Below are 15,412 nucleotides of genomic sequence, written 5' to 3' on the forward strand. Positions count from 1 at the left end.
CTTTAGGGTTATAGAGTTTAGAGCCATAGGAATATGCAACTAACGTAGCGGCAGCGAAACATAGTATCGGCCTAACAACGAATGTTGCCTTCAGCAAGTTTGTCACATTATGAAAAAAGGATGCTCATCATCCCCCGTATAGTGAGAAGACTCACCACAACCATCCCAACCACAGCAGCGCCATCAGCAACCAGGCGCTGATGGCGAGCGTGCCGGTATTCCACAAGCGGTTCCAGCGTCGCTCCCGCCGCCGCCAACGGGGCCGATCCGGGTTCGCGTTCGGCACCACCAAGGGCGGCCGTTGCAGCAGCCGCTTGAGCCATAGCGATAACCAGAGCGTCAGCTTCGGACCGGCAGCCAGCCGTGACGGGACGTTCCAGCCGAGCCGCAACGCCAGCATCGCCAACGTGAGCGCCAACAGCAGCGGCCACAGCGCAGACCAGACGCCGCTTGGATAAACGCCATGCAACATGGGCGCACGCAAGGCGGGCCAGAACCAGGGCAGCAGCAGCGCCAGGCCGCTCAGCAGTGCCCAGGGCAACAGCTGCGCCAACGGCGGCCGCGACGGCGGCGCATCTGCTGCATCTCGGCGCAGTAGCCACAGGGCGCGCGTCAGCAATAGAGCGGTGGTCAGGCTGCTGAGGCTCAACCAGGGCAGCCAGGCCTCGAACGAACCGCCGTGCCAGGCCTCCTTCAGTGCCGTCTTCACCGCCCCGCCACTGGTCAAGGGCAGCCCGATGATCGCCAGTGCCGGTACGGCCAGCAGCAGCCAGCCGGTACGGGGCAGCCGTCCGGCATGGATCAGGCCGGCCGCGAGAAACAACGCCCCCTTGGCCAGCCCATGGTGCACGCCGTAGAGAACCAGCACGACAGTCAGCGCCTGCACTTGCTGCGGGTGGCGCCAAACCAGCGCCAGCAGCATCAGCAGATAGCCCATCTGGCTGACCGAGGAATAGGCCAGAACCGCCTTGGCTTTACCTGCACAGAGGCCCAGCAGTGCTGGGTAGAGGGCGCCGAAAATAGCGACGGCAAGCAGCCCGTCGGCCCAACCGGACAGCAACGGATCCGCTTCCGGCAAACAGCGCCAGAGGCCGAGAAAGCCCGCCTTGAGCATTGCCCCGGAGAGCACCGCACTGGCCGGTGCCGGCGCCGCCGGGTGCGCCAGCGGCAGCCACACGTGCAGCGGCCAGAACCCGGCTTTCAGCCCGAGGCCGATCAGCAACAGCAGTAGCGTCAGACCATCAATCGGCAGTGTCCGCCAGGCGGCAAAGGCAAAGTCGCCATCGGCGGCATGGCTGCGCAGCATCAGCCCTGCCAACAGTGCCATCTCGCCACAGATCGCCAGTTGCAGGTACAGCCGTCCGGCACGGCGCGGACCCGGGCCGCCCTGATGCACGATCAATCCGTAAGCGGAAAGGCTCATGGCGCTGAAACCGAGATAGAAGCTCAGCGCATCGGTGGCGATGATCAGCAGTAGGTTGCCGGACAGCGCCAGCAGCCAGAACGTCCAGAAACGCATTCGCTTGGGGTCGTCCCGCTGACTGCTGACGGCAAATACCCCGGCGCATCCCCAGAGTAGCGCTGTGAAGCCCAGCCAGGCGCGGCTCAGCTCATCATCCGCCCCCCAGCGTACGCCTTCCCAGAGCATTGGCAGATCCAGCGTCGGCATCGGCCAGACGACCATCGCCAGCGCCGGCCCACAACCGAGCCAGAGCCAGCCGAGGGCCCGCTCGCGCCAGATCAGCAGGCCCAAGCCGACCAGCAATGGAACCAGCGGGACGAGGAGCCACAGCCAGGAACTCATATGTCGAACTCCCGCCGGACGATCAGCTGCGCCCAGCCCAGCGGGCTTAGCGCGGTGCCGGCAAGCAACCCGACCACCACCGACAGCGCTGCGGTGAACAACGCCGGCAGCAACAACATCCAATGCGTTTCCCAGCGCTCCTCGCGCCAGTTGTCTTCATGCCAGTCGGCCGGGGCGGCAAACCAGCCGCGCCACAGCAGCGGTAGGAAATAGCCGGCATTGAGCAGCGCCGAGCCCATCAGCACCAGCAGCACCCAGTCCTGGCCGACCTCCAGTGCGCCCATCCCCAGCGCCCACTTGCTGACGAAACCGGCAATCGGCGGAATGCCGATCATACCCAGGGCGCCGATGCTGAAGGCGGTCATGGTCAGCGGCATGCGTCGGCCCACGCCATCCATCTCGCGGATGCGGTGAATCCCCAAGGTTTCGGCGAAATTGCCGGCGCAGTAGAAGAGCGTCACCTTCATCAGGCCCTGATGCACCAGATGCACCAGGCCACCGACCGCCGCAATCGGCCCGAGCAGCGCTACGCCAAGGGTCACGTAAGACACCTGGCTGATGGTCGAGTACGCCAGGCGTTTCTTCAGTTCCTGCTGCTGCAATGCCCGCCACGAGCCGTAGAGGATGGTCGCCGCGGCCAGCCAGAGCAGCGGCCCGGCCATGTCCAGTTTTAACAGCGCCTCGGCGCCGAACACGTCATAGACCACCCGGACGATACCGAAAGCGCCGGCCTTGACGACCGCCACTGCATGCAGCAACGCGCTGACCGGCGCGGGCGCCACCATCGCCTGCGGTAGCCAGCCATGTAGCGGAATCAGCGCCGCCTTGACGCCGAGCCCGGCGACCAACAGGACAAAGGCGACGCGCAGCGTTAGACCGTGCTCGCCCACCGCCTGCAGGAGATAGCCGCCGGGCTGGAAATCCTGTCCACCGGCCAGCCCATGCAGCAGCGCCACACCCATCAGCACCAGCGCACCGCCGCCCACCGTGTAGGCCAGATAGACCCGCCCGGCGCGCAGCGCTTCGGGCGTGCCGCGATGCACCACCAGCGGGAAGGTGGCCAGCGTCAGCATCTCGTAGAACAGCAGGAAGCTGACCAGATTTCCCGCGAGCGCCAGCCCCACGGTGGCACTGACGCAGAGGCTGAAGTAGCCGAAGAAGCGCGAGCGCAGCGGTGACTTTTCCAGATAGCCGATGGCGTAGACGGTGGTCGCCATCCACAGCACCGAGGACAGCGCAACGAACAGCAGCGACAGCGCATCGCCTTGCAACACCAGCGGCGCGCCGGGCAGGAACGGCAGACTGAAGCGAAACTCCAGGCCGCGACTGACCCCGTAAATCATCGCTCCCACCAGCACCAGTTTGACGCCGACTCCGCACAGGTTGAGCGCCACTCGGGTCCGCTGTTGGTCTTCGCGCAGGGTGAATATCAGCAGTCCCGGCAGCAATGAGCTGAGCACGATCGTCAACGGCAGCCAGTTGGTCCAGCTCATCGCGCCACCCCACCAAGCCAGAGCAGCAGCGGTTCGCTGATGAGCGCCAGGCTCAGCACCAGCAGGGCCGGCAGCATGGCCAGCCATTGCGCCAGGCGGTCCGGCACGACACTCGGCGGATTCGGCTTGGCGCGATCGAACCCCAGCGCCACCACGCGAAACACGTAAGCGGCCGACATCAGCGTGCCGAGCAGTACGCCAAAGGCCCAGGGCCAGTGCTGCGGTTGCTCGAACAGCGGCTGCAGCAACAGCCATTTGGCGAGAAATCCGCCGCTGGGGGGCAAGCCGATCAGGCTGGCGCCGGCCACCGCGAAAGCCGCCATGGCCACCGGCATGTTCTGACTGGCGCCCTTCAGCGCGCGCACCCGACGTGTGCCGAGCACCCGCTGCAACTCACCCGCGGCAAGAAACATCGAGACCTTGGCCAGGCCGTGGGCAAGGATGAACAGCCACAGCGCCGCCGTCATGCGCGGCTCCTGCCACCGCAACAACAGTCCCAGCGCCAGCAACGCATAGCCCAGCTGCGCGACGGTCGAATAAGCCACCAGCATCTTCAGCCGCGGCGCGCGCAACGCCGACCAGCCGCCGGAAATCAGCGCAAGGATGCCGGCGGCCGCGAACAGCCCACCCGCCTGGCGGCCCAGCTCCGGCGGGGCGATCTGGCTCCAGACCAGCCACAGAATGTAGATCGGGCCCTTGACCACCAACGCCGAGAGCAGCGCGCTGACCGCCGTCGGTGCGCCGGAATGTGCCGGCGGCAGCCACAGGTGCAGCGGCCATAGGGCCGCCTTGAGCATCAGGCCGACGCTCATCAGCAGCAGCGCCAGTCGCGTGCTGGCGTCCGCTTCGGCCAGTTCCGCCAGCAACAGCACATCGAGCACGCCGTAGCGGCCGTAGAACAGCGCGACACCGAACAGATAGGCAAGCGATCCGGCCAGCGACAGCATCAGGTAATTGAACGCCGGCCGGTAGGCCTTGCGCCCGGCCAGCGCCACCAGCGCAACCGCCGTGAGGCTGAGCAATTCGAGCGTGACGTAGAGATTGAACAGATCCGCTGACAGCCACAGCGCCACCAGCGCGCCGTGCAACAGGCAGGACAGCGGCCAATAATCCTCACTGCCAGTGGCATGCGGGCTGCGCGCGGCATAGAGCGCCACCAGCAAATGCAACCCTGCGGTAAACACCATCAGCAAGGCGGTCAGCGGAGTCAGCTGGAAGCGGATCGCCAGGGGCGTATCCCAGCCACCGACGTGCAGCAATTGCGGGCCCAGTTGCATCGCCTGGTGCAGTGCGGCAGACGCGGCCAGCAGGCTGGCGAGGCTGATGGCGATCACCCACAGGCCGTTATGCCGCGGCTGCAGCAGAACCAGCAGCAGTCCGCCGAGCAAGGGCAGGATCAGGCTCAGGAGCGCCAGGCTCATAGGCGCCGCTCCCCATCGCCCTGCACCACCCCAGCCAGCCGCAAAGCCAATGCCGTGGCGCTGACCGCCACCACCAGGCCGGTCACCACCAATGCCACCAGCAGCGGATCGCTCGGCTGGCTACGCGTTGCCAGCGCAATCATCACCAGAAACACGCCGCTGCCCATCAGATTGAAGGCGATGATCCGCCTCAGCGCCTGGCGTAGGGTCAGCAGGCCATGCAGCCCGAGCAGCCAGAGCGCGGCGCCGACACCCATCCAGAACAGCGCACTGCTCATGATGGTGATTCCTCGCCGTCACCAATCACCAACAAGCTGAGGCTGGCCGCGATCGACAGGGTCGCCATCGCCTCGACCAGCAGGATCAGGTACTTGGCCGATCCGTCCGGGTAGATGAGCCAGCCCTCCCCCAGCCAGGCAGTGCTGACGGCCACGGCGACAAATACCAGCAGGCCGCCCAGCACCAGCAGCCGTAGCGGCGCGAAGGACCAGCGCAACCTCGGCAGCAGCCCGGACAAGCGCAGCAACACCACCCCGGCCGCGAGCAACGAACCCGCCTGAAAGGCACCGCCCGGCGCGCTGGCGCCACGCCAAAGGATGTAACCCGCCGCCAGCACCAGCAACGGCGCCAGTACCCGCGCCCAGGCGCGCAACAGCGGCCAGGGTTCAGCCAGATCGAGGCTGCGCGGCCCCAGCTGGCGCGCGCCGAGCAGCGCCAGCAGCAGGACTGCCAGTTCCAGCAGCGTGTCCCAGGCGCGCAGGTTAAGCAGCACGGCGGTGACCGGATGGCTGACACCGGTCTGCGGCAACACCCGGTCAATGGCTGCCGGCAGCGCCGATGTGCGATCGGCCATCGGCGCGAGCCCCTGCACGAGCATGATCAGCAAGGGCAGCACCACCATCGACGCGGCGAGGCGCTTCCGGACCGGGGTGATATCCGGCAGCTCCGCCGGCCCCGGTTGGCGTGCCAACGCTGCGAACAGCAACACCCCGGTCAGCCCCGCCCCGATGGCCGTTTCGGCCAGGGCCAGGTCTGCCGCGCCCAGGCGCGCCCAGATCAGCGCCAGCGCCAAGCCGAAGGCAATGAACAGCAGCACGCTGGCGTAGAGGTTGCGTCCATGCAGCGCACCAAAGGCAAGGCCGAGCAACAGTAGGCCGAGCGCGCCGTCGAATAGCCACTCAGTCATCGTCCGGCTCCTCGCCAGCCTGGCGTGCCAGCAGCTGGCAGGCGGTGGCACTGGAGGCAAGCAGCAGTAGCCAGATCAACAGCATCTGGCCGACTTCCAGCAGGCTGTCGGCGCGAAGCGACAGACCGGCGATCACCAATCCCAGGCCAAGCGTATCGGCCTTGGTCAGGGCGTGCAGGCGGCTGACGGTATCGGGAAAACGCAGCAGACCGATGCTACCGGCCGCGAAGAAAAGCAGGCCGCCAACCAGCAGCAGCCAGCTCCACACTGCCAGCAGCAGATCAATCATGACGGCTCCGTCGCAGCAGCTGCACCAGTGCGGCACTGGCGACCGCCGCCAGCAAGCCCAGCAGCAGCGCCACGTCACGCAGTGCGGGTTGCTCCTGCCACTGCGCCAGGACCAGCAACAATGCCGTGCCGGCCGTGCCGAACAGCTGGATCGCCAGCAGCCGGTCCACCCGCCCCGGCCCCAGCACCACGCGGCCCAGGCCGACGACGATGGTCAGCAGCAACAGCGCCGAGTACAACGCCATCAGCGGTTGTCTCCGTCGCCGACCAGTCGCATCAGACGATCCTCGAGTTCGATCACCGTCGGCTCCCACCGCTGCCGTCGATCCAGTACATGCACGAGCATGCAGTCGGCATCGATCCGCGAAGCCAGGGTGCCCGGCAGCAGCCCGACCAATGCCGACAGCAGCAGCCGTACCCGTGGCGATTCGCTGCGTAGCCGGTAGTCGAGCCAGGCCGGCTGCAATGACCGTCGAGGGTGCAGCGCGCGCACCGCCACGTCCCAGGCGCCCAGCGTCATGCGCCCGAGGAAGAACCAGGCAAAGCCCGGCAGCGCCCGCAAGGCGGGCTGCCAGGGCCGCGAACCAAGCCGAAGTGACAGCGCGACAGCGAGCAGAATGCTCGGCACCCCCAGCGCCCAACCGCCACCCTCGGCGAACAGCGCCCAAAGCGCCGCGTAGAGCAGCGCCCAACCCAGCCCATCGACCCAGCGGCCTATCCCGATCTGTACCATCACTGTTGCTCCTTGCAGCAGGCCGACTCCGAAAGGGTCGCCGCGGCGCTCTGTCGAGATTGGCGCTGGCTGGGATCGCTGCGTTGTCGGCAAGACGGCCGCATGCCGCGCCTCACACGTCCACCCGACATGGCACCAGCAGCGACTGGCCAGGTTCAAGCAGCGACAGCCCCGCGGCGTGCTGCACCGGTACCGACCGCTGATTGTCGCCATGGGAAGTCACCCGCAGCTGCCCACCGCGCAATTGCAGTTCGATCCAGGCCTGGCGGTAGACCAACTGCCAGGTCAGATCGCCCAATGCTGGCGGCGCTGCCGGAAAGATGTGCAGCCCATCGAGTTCCAGACGAACCCCGAGATAGTGGCGCTGCAACACGTCCAACGCGCCACACATCGCCCCCAGATGCACGCCCTCTTGGGTCCCCGAGTTGCCCGGCGCATGCAGATCGGTGTTCAGCGCCTGCTGGAAATAGGTCCACGACGCCGGCCCGTCGACCGCCGCCAGGGCACCGGCACAGACCACATTGGACAGACTCGACTCATGGGTGATACGCGCCAGGTGATAGGCAAGCGTGCGCCGCTGGCTCTTTTCGTCATGGTGATAGCCGAGCCGTTCGCACAACGCCTCCAGTGCCGGCGGCGACAGTAGGTGATAAGCCATCAGCGCATCCGCCTGCTTGGTCAGCTGGTAGCGGTCGCTGCTGTCGTGGCGTGCTTCGAGCATCCAATCCAGACGCGGCCGATCCCCGTGCAGCCACTGCTGCGGCGGCGCTTGCAGCTGCTCGAAGCCGTCGAACTGATTGAGCACATCCTCGTCGATGAACGGCAGGTACATGCGACGGCTGATCTGCGTCCACTGACTGAGCTCATCCGCAGTCAATTGCAGCCGATCGGCCAATTCGGCAGCCCGGGACTCAGGCAACAGCTCCAGTACCTGCAGCGCACGGCACAGGGTCCAGACCGCCATCAGGTTGGTGTAGGCGTTGTTATCCAGGCCGGGCTCGGCGGCGTCGGGGTAGCCGTTGTGGTACTCATCCGGGCCGATCACGCCGCCGATCAGGTAGCGCTGCCGCGCCGGGTCAAAGCGCGCCAGACTGGCCCAGAAACGCGCAACTTCGATGATGATTTCCCCGGCAGGCCCGGCCAGCAGCGCCTCGTCGCCGGTCGCCAGGTACAGTTGCCAGGCGTCGTAGGCCACCGCGGAGCCGATGTGTCGCTGCAGGTAGGTGTGATCGGCCATCCAGCGCCCGGACATCGGATTGAACTGCCGGGGCGGCGTTTCCTCTTCGCCACTGCGGGCGCTGCGCCAGGGAAACAGGGCGCCCCGCAGTCCGGCCCGACGCGCCCGCTCACGGGCCTTATCCAGGCGTCTATGGCGGTAATCCAGCAGGCTGCGCGCCAGTTCTGGGAAGTGTGTGACGAGAAACGGAAAAGCGAACAGCTCATCCCAGAACACCTGACCGTAGTAGCCCTCCGTCCATCCGCGCGGTGGGAAGCCGATGTCATGCCCGACGCTGTGTGGAGACACCGTTTGTAGCAGATGGAAGGCATGAAAGCGCAGCGTCAGCTCGAGCCGCGCGTCATCGGCATCGATGCGCATCCGTTGCCAGAGCCGTGCCCAGGCTGTGCTGTGCGCCCGCTGCAAATGGATGAAGCTGTCGCCCGGCAGTTGCTCGAGTAGCTGCGCGAGCGCCACGCGATCCTCCGCCGGCCGCTCCTGATCGACCCGAACCAGTACCCGCTTCTCGATGATCAACCGGCCGTCAGCGGGACGGCGGCATTCGGCCTCCTGCTGCAGCCTCTGCTCGGCCTGCCGGCCCTGCCAACGCAGATCCATCCCCGGCGTGAGTACCTGGGTGGCCATCACCAGCCGGCGCTGATCATCGGCCAATCCGGCGCCAAGCGCGGCGCGCCCGTCCTCTTCGTGCTGCAGCACGACGTCACGCAGCCGCGGCCCTTCATAAGCCTGATTGCGCCGGATAGCGGCATTCGTGACGCCACCGTTCAGGACAGTGCGCAAGCGCAGCCGGTCGACTTGCGGCGGGATATTCAGCTCCCAACGCAACACCACGAGCTGCGAGGCGGCCATACTGACGAAGCGGGTTTCATGCAGACGCAACCTGTGACCACCCAGCTCGAATTCCAGCTCGCGTTCGAGCAGCCCGCTGTCCAGCGCCAGCGACTGGCGATACTCATGCAATTCGACGCCATCGAGACGGAACCAATCGCCGCCATCTAGCGCAAAGCTCAGTCCGAAGGGATCGGGCACATTGACCAGCGCCGCCATCTGCACCTCTCTGCCGTTGACCTCCCGCGGTGCCTGGTCATACCAGCCGGCGCGATAGAAGCCGGCGTAGTGATCGCCGTCGCGGGCAGCAGGCCACGCAGACGCTTCCGGTGCGCTGGCGCGGCAGGACAACAGGCCGTTGCCCTGGGCCAACAGCGCCTCGCGGCGGCGCTCATCGGCGGGATCGTAATGATCGAAGAGCAGCTTGCATGGCACTTGCCGATTACCCATCGACTGCCCTCGCTCGCTCCAGCAGACCGTTCGCCATCTGCTCCACCTGTTTACGTGCCGGGTAACTCGGTTGCGAGCCATAGCCGGTGACCGCCAGGTTGGCCGCCGCCACGCCCCAGGCAGCGGCCTCTCGAGGCAACCGGCCTTCCAGCAGCGCGATGGCGAAGACGCCGGTGAAGGCATCCCCAGCACCGGTTGTGTCCACCGGCTCCACCTCGCCCGGCGGGATATGCAGCAGTTCTTGCTCGTGGGCTAGCACGCAGCCGCCATCGGCCAACTTGATGCAGACGATGGGCGTGCCTGACCGTTGCAGTTCGCGCGCAGCGCTGGCAGCCTCCGTTACCGAGCCGATGGCACGTCCAACCAACCCCTCGGCTTCGGCCAGGTTCGGCGTGATGGCGTGCAGCTTGCCCAACAGGTCGCGCTCGAGACGAACGGGGAAGGACGGATCGAGCACCGTCTGCACACCCTTGCGTGCCGCAGCCTCGATGGCGCGTCGTACGACCCAACCCGGAATTTCATAATCGAGCACCAGGCTGGCCGGCGTTTCGCATCCGTCAATGCAGGCGGCCATGGCGTCGGCAGCCGCGTCATCCCAGCAGTCGTTGGCCTCCGTGGCCAGGACGATCTGCTTCTTCGCGTCCGGCGGCACCATGATCATCGACACGCCGGTGGATCGCCCTTCGGCATGCCCGACCCAGTTCACCTCAACGCCAGCCTCGCGCAGCGGCCCAAGCGCCTGCTCGGCCAATGCGTCGTCACCCACTCGGCCTAGCAGGATGCTGCGGTGGCCGAAGCCCGCCGCGAGGTAGGCGGTATTGCTGGCCTTGCCGCCGGACAGGCGGCACAGATCATGGGCCAGCAGGGTTTCGCGATGGCCAAGCGGCTCATCGACTCGCACCTGGAAATCGGCGTTAATGCTGCCCAGCGACAGCAGCGTGAGGCGGTCCATGACAGGCTCCGGTGAATCAGGCTCGTCCTTCAACGGACCTGAACCGTCGCCCAGGGTTCGCGTTTCGCTGAGCGCGGCAGTCCAGTCAGGTCGCGTCCGTCAGCCGTGACGTGTGGCCCGGTGGGACGGCGCTCGATCGTTCGGCAGGCTGTTGGAATAGAACGATACCGCCCGACAGCGCATCACGACGCAGTGATCAATCCAGGCAATCCAAACCGAAAAAGGCCGTCACTGCAGATGCGGATGGACATCAAACCGAGAAGAAATAACGGGTGAGATGAAAGAATACCGGCGCGGCAAAGCACACCGAGTCCATCCGATCCAGCATGCCCCCGTGGCCTTTGATCATGGTGCCCCAATCCTTGGCTTGCAGGCTGCGCTTGATCGCCGAGAGCGTCAGGCCGCCCAGAAAACCCATCACCACGATCACGAAGGACATGGCTACCGATTGATAGAAGCTGAACGGCGTGAGCCAGTACATGCCGCCGCCCGCCAGCGTTGCCGCCAAGCCGCCGCCAACCAGCCCTTCAACTGTCTTGGAGGGGCTGACGACAGGCGCAACCTTGGTTTTCCCGAACAGTTTTCCGAACACGTACTGCAATACGTCGCTGATCTGAACGACGAACATGAGGTAGAACAGCAGCAGGGCGTTCTGCCCCTCGAACCCCTCAAGGTCGAGTATGAGCAGCGCGGGCGCATGGCTGATGCAATACACCGTAATCATGACGCCCCATTGGATCTTGGCCGCGCGCTCGAGAAAGCCATCGGTTTCTTGTGACAGCACGGCAATCGACGGCAGGAAAAGGAACGCATAAACCGGAATCAGCAACGTGACCATCGAATACCAGTGGACTCCGATGAAGACGTACTGCAAAGGGATGAGAATAAAGAAGGCTGCGAACAGCGCATTGTGATCGCCTAGCCGGGTAGGAGTCAGGGTGATGAACTCTCGCAGGGCAAACAACGACACGAATGCGAACAGCACCACCGTCGCCGTGTTGCCCATCAGGTATGAGGCGACAAAAATCGCGATCATCGACCACCAGGCGTTGACTCTCAGATTCAGGTTGTCGACGGTCGCAATCGAGCCTTCCGCCTTGACCAAGCGCTTCAGGATCAGCCCCGTGACGGTGGCGACCGCCAAAAGGGAAACGACCCCGGCCATCAACAGGTAGAACTTGTTCTCGATCATCATCGGGCAAGCCTCACCACCGCTTCGCGGGCTCTGTTCAAGAAGTCGCCGATCTCTTCGTTCTCTAGAACCGCAAGCGGATCGCCGATCCGAATGGTGCAGATGATCGGCAGGGGCACGTGCTTGCCCTTCGGCATCGAGCGATAAAGGTTGTCCAGATAGATGGGGACCAGGTGCGCCTGCGGAAACGCCCTATGGAGTCGGTAAAGACCGGATTTAAACTCGCCGGGAAGTGCCTGAAAACTGCGTGTCCCTTCCGGAAAGATGATGACCGAGCAACCCTGCTCCATCACCTGGCGCACCGGCTCCAGCGGATCTTCACCGTCTTTCGATTGGCGATTGATCAGTACCGAGTTGAGCCCACGCGTTGCGATGTATCTCAGAAACCTGTTTTTGCCCCAGTAATCGGCTGCCGCAACGGGCTTCGTGTTGAGCCTCGCCTCCTTCGGTAGGGCCGCCATGATCGCCAGCGTGTCGATATGGCTTGTGTGATTGGCGAAATAGATGCGCTGACCGGACAGGTCTGGCGTGCTTTCGAAGCGAGCGCTGGCCCCCAGCAGTAGCCGCAAAATCGAAATCAACAGGGCGGAGATCCACATCACTGGGCCTCCTTCAACTGACCAGCGATTATTCGGGTGCGGGAGACACAAGTCACAACGGAGCCCGCCGCGATAGTGATCAGCGCGACAAACAGGCTATGGTGTGTGGAGAACAAAAGAGACTCTGGAATATTAAGCGCCAGGCCAGCCGTCATGACCGCCATGCGATGCTGCTTGGCCATGGGACCGACGAAGGTTTGCTTAAGCCCTAGCGCTCCGCCAAACACCCGCACATAGGCAGTCAAAGCAGCGGCGAGCGCGGCAAACCAGCCAAGCGAAGGATTGGCCGCTGCATACCCAAACGTAACGATCAGCAGGCTGTCTGCGATGCGATCCGGAAATTCGTTATACAGGCTGCCCAGCGCCGATTGCTTCCCGCCTTCGATGGCCACCATCCCATCGAGCAGGTTACATACCAGCCTGAGTTGGATGAATGTGATCGCCACAAGCGAAGCGAGTACACCGATAGACGCCGCCATACTGGCAGCCGCCGCTGCCGCGAATCCGATACTCGCAACTGAAATTTGATTAGGGGAGACGCCTTGGTTGATCAGATGCGTGGCAAGGTTCATTGCCCAACCTTGCGATCGGGACGTAACGGGTCTTCGGTTGTCTTGCATTTGGCGCTCCCTTCCCTGGTATTTATCCGCATTTGATTTAAAGCGAAAGCTGCTATCTCGTATTTATCGAGAAAACTGCACTCGAAATAATTCTGCTCGTTATGCCGCACCGTGCGCATAGTTACCTGAGCATTCTCCATCTCTACCAGCTGCCGTAAGGAATGCCGTACTTGTCGATGTATCGCTTGGTTTTTTCATTGATCTTGTAAGCGTATCGCCCATCAGTCTTCCCTTGCGAAGGACCGAGCGGCTCGATTTCAGCTTGCGCACGGGCGATTTTGACCGGCCTGTTGCATTCATCCCGAGTCCATACCTGCACAATACCGCCCGGCGCCAAACCCAGATGAAGGGCCGCTAAGTATAGGGCCGGGCGGCCCGGTGTTTCCGGGCAACGCCGATGAGTCGACATGTGCATAAGCTGCCGAGCTCTCTCAGGGATATCGATCCATACTCGATAAGTTTGCGGCTCCACGATGGATTGCCAACGTACATAGACACGCTTGGGCAGATCTGCGCCGACTACCCCCTGAATACCTCCTGACTTACCCCTGGGCCAACCTCTAGCCAGCTCACTGTCATATCCATGATTACCAGTCCCGATAATTCCACCACTGCCATGATTGAACAGTTCGCCGTGAATATCCTCGACCCAGCTCGCCTCAACCCAACCAGTCATGTAAAGCGGCGCAAAAAACTCCAGGCTCCACCACGGATCCTTTGGATCGTGCTCGCCTGATAACGGATCAGACTGGCAACCCGATAAAAACAGGATCCCGACAAGGGCAAAAAAAAGTTTAATCACAGTAAAGTCCATTCAGCTACGTGAGGATGAAATTGACGCACCCCACTGGAATTAGGCGCATTGAAGTAGATCAAGTTAAGCCCGCTAGAATCTTTCTTTCCGAACGGATTATTCCAATGTGCCGAAACATGTATATAACGATATTTAAGAATGCGTTCTTCCTCATCAGCCAGAGCGTAGTCGCCCCGAATAAACCGGTCGGACATCGCTGACAACTCATCGGGAATGAGATATTGCGGCTCATCGGGAATATCATCAAACCTAACGCCATTCTTTCTTGCCAACTCGTGCATGACTCGGAGATAGACGCGCGATAGCGCATTACTCACCCTGCGCTTGAGTTGCAGACCGACATATACCCGCTTTTGCCGAGGCGCCAACCGATCTTGCGGATCGACCGGCAGTAGTAGTGCCTCCGGGGTGATGATCTCCAGCATGGCAGACGGCCAACCCTCGGCAAGCATCCGCTGCCTGGCCTCGACCGCGTCCTGGTAGATGGACGTTGTCGTTACATCGACGCGCTGACCCACCACCAGCGCCTGCATCGGGCTGACCAGCACTCGCTCTTCGGCATCGTCCAGATAGCCTCCGCCGATGTCTGAGTGCACGCCCGGCAGAACGATCTCAGGGTGGTCCGGGCTGACCTCGCTCAGTGGAAAGTTGGCGCGTATCTCGTCACGCGCCACCAGCTGGACCACATTCGCGAAGTATTTGCGCGGTAGATGCAGGTTCAGCCATGGCGTGGTGGCGCTTCTGACGTTACCCAGATTCGCTAAGCCGCCAACCGAAGCTACCGTATCGAACAGGCCGATAAAACCGACGTTGATGTCACGTCCGTAGCGGTCGACGAAACTTTTACTGAAGGCGCGCGCGTTGCCTTGCAATACCGAACCGAGAGGGCCTTGTTTGCCTTTGACGACTTCATTGGCGAAATGCCTCGCCGCTGCAGCACCGCGACTGAAACCAAAGGTATCAAAGGTCAGAGAAGTAATTTCGCCGTCGGGATTCCCCTCCTTGGCGCGACCGATAGCGGCACCGATCATGGTGAATGCCCGCTGGACGCAGCTGCGAACGCCGGTAGCGCCTCGCCCCATGGCATAGCCCAATGCGCTGTCTTCCTCGCCGCTGTCCGTACCGATTCCTTCGATATAGATCCTTAGGGCTATGTGCCGCTGCGGGCCGCCATCTTCCGCATCGGTCCGGTCGATATGGAGGCTCATCAGCTTCCGCACATTAGTCACATCATTTCCGTAACTGCTGTCCGGCTCGGCCATATATGGCTTGCAGGTGGAATTCAGATCTTCGGCCGCTATCGGGTGATGGGCGCCACATGCCAGACCGAGCGCGGCGTTGGTGGCGTTGTTGAGGGTGCCGTCGAAGAACACGCCGATACGCAAGGCCAGCTTGATCTTCTCGGGTGATTTGGCCGGTTGGCTGCTGTGGAGCTCGTACTCGGCCCAGCGCTCGGCATGAATTTCGGTGGGCTGGACCTCCTTCAGCTCGGCGTCGCGCTTGGCCCTCGGGATATTGGGTACGTAACCACTCATTGTTTCCACCATCCTTGGTTGGAAGTTTCCGCCCATTGCAGGGCGTCGGTTGGCGTCACCGGACAGGCACGCGCCATGGCTTCTAGTAGGACTGAGCGCAGGCGTCGTTTCAAGCGCGTCGTTCACAAAGTGTGCATCCGACGTTGCGGTTCCGCGATGTATCCAGCAGCACACGGAGGCGGGGCGGTCCTGGTTTACCGGCGAACATCTCGCCGAAACGCGTAGCGGAATCGGTACTGGCCCGGGACGCCGGGTGCCGC

General features: G+C 63.4%; 15 protein-coding genes. All 15 read right to left on the reverse strand.

Annotated features, from left to right (window positions below; genetic code table 11):
- Positions 1–151: 151 nt before the first annotated feature.
- Positions 152–1,804 (reverse strand): proton-conducting transporter membrane subunit, encoded by a 1,653-nt coding sequence (locus tag ACL0K2_RS11875; RefSeq protein WP_413042714.1) that lies wholly within the window; start codon positions 1,802–1,804, stop codon positions 152–154.
- Positions 1,801–3,297: a complex I subunit 5 family protein gene (locus ACL0K2_RS11880; protein WP_413042715.1), complete on the reverse strand. Its 1,497-nt coding sequence runs from the start codon at positions 3,295–3,297 to the stop codon at positions 1,801–1,803. The genes ACL0K2_RS11875 and ACL0K2_RS11880 overlap by 4 nt, the downstream gene beginning before the upstream one ends.
- Entirely contained in the window at positions 3,294–4,718 is a 1,425-nt protein-coding gene (locus ACL0K2_RS11885; protein ID WP_413042716.1) for a complex I subunit 5 family protein, read from the reverse strand. Before ACL0K2_RS11885 ends, ACL0K2_RS11880 begins: the two co-directional genes overlap by 4 nt.
- Entirely contained in the window at positions 4,715–4,996 is a 282-nt protein-coding gene (locus ACL0K2_RS11890; RefSeq protein ID WP_045160288.1) for an NADH-quinone oxidoreductase subunit K, read from the reverse strand. Before ACL0K2_RS11890 ends, ACL0K2_RS11885 begins: the two co-directional genes overlap by 4 nt.
- Positions 4,993–5,904 (reverse strand): hydrogenase subunit MbhD domain-containing protein, encoded by a 912-nt coding sequence (locus tag ACL0K2_RS11895; RefSeq protein WP_239610024.1) that lies wholly within the window; start codon positions 5,902–5,904, stop codon positions 4,993–4,995. The genes ACL0K2_RS11890 and ACL0K2_RS11895 overlap by 4 nt, the downstream gene beginning before the upstream one ends.
- The gene (locus tag ACL0K2_RS11900) at positions 5,897–6,193 is read right to left on the reverse strand and encodes a cation:proton antiporter (protein ID WP_045160286.1); all 297 of its coding nucleotides are present in this window, start codon (positions 6,191–6,193) and stop codon (positions 5,897–5,899) included. The genes ACL0K2_RS11895 and ACL0K2_RS11900 overlap by 8 nt, the downstream gene beginning before the upstream one ends.
- Complete coding sequence (locus ACL0K2_RS11905) at positions 6,186–6,437, reverse strand: monovalent cation/H+ antiporter complex subunit F (RefSeq protein WP_045160285.1); 252 nt, start codon at positions 6,435–6,437, stop codon at positions 6,186–6,188. The genes ACL0K2_RS11900 and ACL0K2_RS11905 overlap by 8 nt, the downstream gene beginning before the upstream one ends.
- Positions 6,437–6,925: a Na+/H+ antiporter subunit E gene (locus ACL0K2_RS11910; RefSeq protein ID WP_413044464.1), complete on the reverse strand. Its 489-nt coding sequence runs from the start codon at positions 6,923–6,925 to the stop codon at positions 6,437–6,439. Before ACL0K2_RS11910 ends, ACL0K2_RS11905 begins: the two co-directional genes overlap by 1 nt.
- A 112-nt stretch (positions 6,926–7,037) precedes the next feature.
- Entirely contained in the window at positions 7,038–9,440 is a 2,403-nt protein-coding gene (locus ACL0K2_RS11915) for a glycoside hydrolase family 65 protein (protein WP_413042717.1), read from the reverse strand.
- The gene (locus tag ACL0K2_RS11920; protein WP_413042718.1) at positions 9,433–10,392 is read right to left on the reverse strand and encodes a PfkB family carbohydrate kinase; all 960 of its coding nucleotides are present in this window, start codon (positions 10,390–10,392) and stop codon (positions 9,433–9,435) included. Before ACL0K2_RS11920 ends, ACL0K2_RS11915 begins: the two co-directional genes overlap by 8 nt.
- A gap of 250 nt (positions 10,393–10,642) precedes the next feature.
- The gene (locus tag ACL0K2_RS11925; RefSeq protein WP_413042719.1) at positions 10,643–11,587 is read right to left on the reverse strand and encodes a phosphatidate cytidylyltransferase; all 945 of its coding nucleotides are present in this window, start codon (positions 11,585–11,587) and stop codon (positions 10,643–10,645) included.
- Entirely contained in the window at positions 11,584–12,183 is a 600-nt protein-coding gene (locus tag ACL0K2_RS11930; RefSeq protein WP_413042720.1) for a lysophospholipid acyltransferase family protein, read from the reverse strand. Before ACL0K2_RS11930 ends, ACL0K2_RS11925 begins: the two co-directional genes overlap by 4 nt.
- Positions 12,183–12,755 (reverse strand): CDP-alcohol phosphatidyltransferase family protein, encoded by a 573-nt coding sequence (locus ACL0K2_RS11935; protein WP_413042721.1) that lies wholly within the window; start codon positions 12,753–12,755, stop codon positions 12,183–12,185. Before ACL0K2_RS11935 ends, ACL0K2_RS11930 begins: the two co-directional genes overlap by 1 nt.
- 190 nt (positions 12,756–12,945) lie before the next feature.
- Positions 12,946–13,602 (reverse strand): DUF2931 family protein, encoded by a 657-nt coding sequence (locus ACL0K2_RS11940; RefSeq protein WP_045160348.1) that lies wholly within the window; start codon positions 13,600–13,602, stop codon positions 12,946–12,948.
- Positions 13,602–15,152, reverse strand: a complete 1,551-nt coding sequence (locus tag ACL0K2_RS11945; RefSeq protein WP_045160278.1) for a T6SS phospholipase effector Tle1-like catalytic domain-containing protein — start codon at positions 15,150–15,152, stop codon at positions 13,602–13,604. Before ACL0K2_RS11945 ends, ACL0K2_RS11940 begins: the two co-directional genes overlap by 1 nt.
- Between the last annotated feature and the right edge of the window lie 260 nt (positions 15,153–15,412).

Origin of the sequence: Pseudomonas sp. YJ42 (assembly GCF_047225135.1) — a bacterium.
Classification (GTDB): domain Bacteria; phylum Pseudomonadota; class Gammaproteobacteria; order Pseudomonadales; family Pseudomonadaceae; genus Stutzerimonas; species Stutzerimonas stutzeri_E.

Coding starts and splice junctions, on each gene's coding strand:
- ACL0K2_RS11875 (WP_413042714.1), bottom strand. CDS start 1,804: ATGAGTTCCTGGCTGTGGCTCCTCGTCCCGCTGGTTCCATTGCTGGTC.
- ACL0K2_RS11880 (WP_413042715.1), bottom strand. CDS start 3,297: ATGAGCTGGACCAACTGGCTGCCGTTGACGATCGTGCTCAGCTCATTG.
- ACL0K2_RS11885 (WP_413042716.1), bottom strand. CDS start 4,718: ATGAGCCTGGCGCTCCTGAGCCTGATCCTGCCCTTGCTCGGCGGACTG.
- ACL0K2_RS11890 (WP_045160288.1), bottom strand. CDS start 4,996: ATGAGCAGTGCGCTGTTCTGGATGGGTGTCGGCGCCGCGCTCTGGCTG.
- ACL0K2_RS11895 (WP_239610024.1), bottom strand. CDS start 5,904: ATGACTGAGTGGCTATTCGACGGCGCGCTCGGCCTACTGTTGCTCGGC.
- ACL0K2_RS11900 (WP_045160286.1), bottom strand. CDS start 6,193: ATGATTGATCTGCTGCTGGCAGTGTGGAGCTGGCTGCTGCTGGTTGGC.
- ACL0K2_RS11905 (WP_045160285.1), bottom strand. CDS start 6,437: ATGGCGTTGTACTCGGCGCTGTTGCTGCTGACCATCGTCGTCGGCCTG.
- ACL0K2_RS11910 (WP_413044464.1), bottom strand. CDS start 6,925: ATGGTACAGATCGGGATAGGCCGCTGGGTCGATGGGCTGGGTTGGGCG.
- ACL0K2_RS11915 (WP_413042717.1), bottom strand. CDS start 9,440: ATGGGTAATCGGCAAGTGCCATGCAAGCTGCTCTTCGATCATTACGAT.
- ACL0K2_RS11920 (WP_413042718.1), bottom strand. CDS start 10,392: ATGGACCGCCTCACGCTGCTGTCGCTGGGCAGCATTAACGCCGATTTC.
- ACL0K2_RS11925 (WP_413042719.1), bottom strand. CDS start 11,587: ATGATGATCGAGAACAAGTTCTACCTGTTGATGGCCGGGGTCGTTTCC.
- ACL0K2_RS11930 (WP_413042720.1), bottom strand. CDS start 12,183: ATGTGGATCTCCGCCCTGTTGATTTCGATTTTGCGGCTACTGCTGGGG.
- ACL0K2_RS11935 (WP_413042721.1), bottom strand. CDS start 12,755: ATGAACCTTGCCACGCATCTGATCAACCAAGGCGTCTCCCCTAATCAA.
- ACL0K2_RS11945 (WP_045160278.1), bottom strand. CDS start 15,152: ATGAGTGGTTACGTACCCAATATCCCGAGGGCCAAGCGCGACGCCGAG.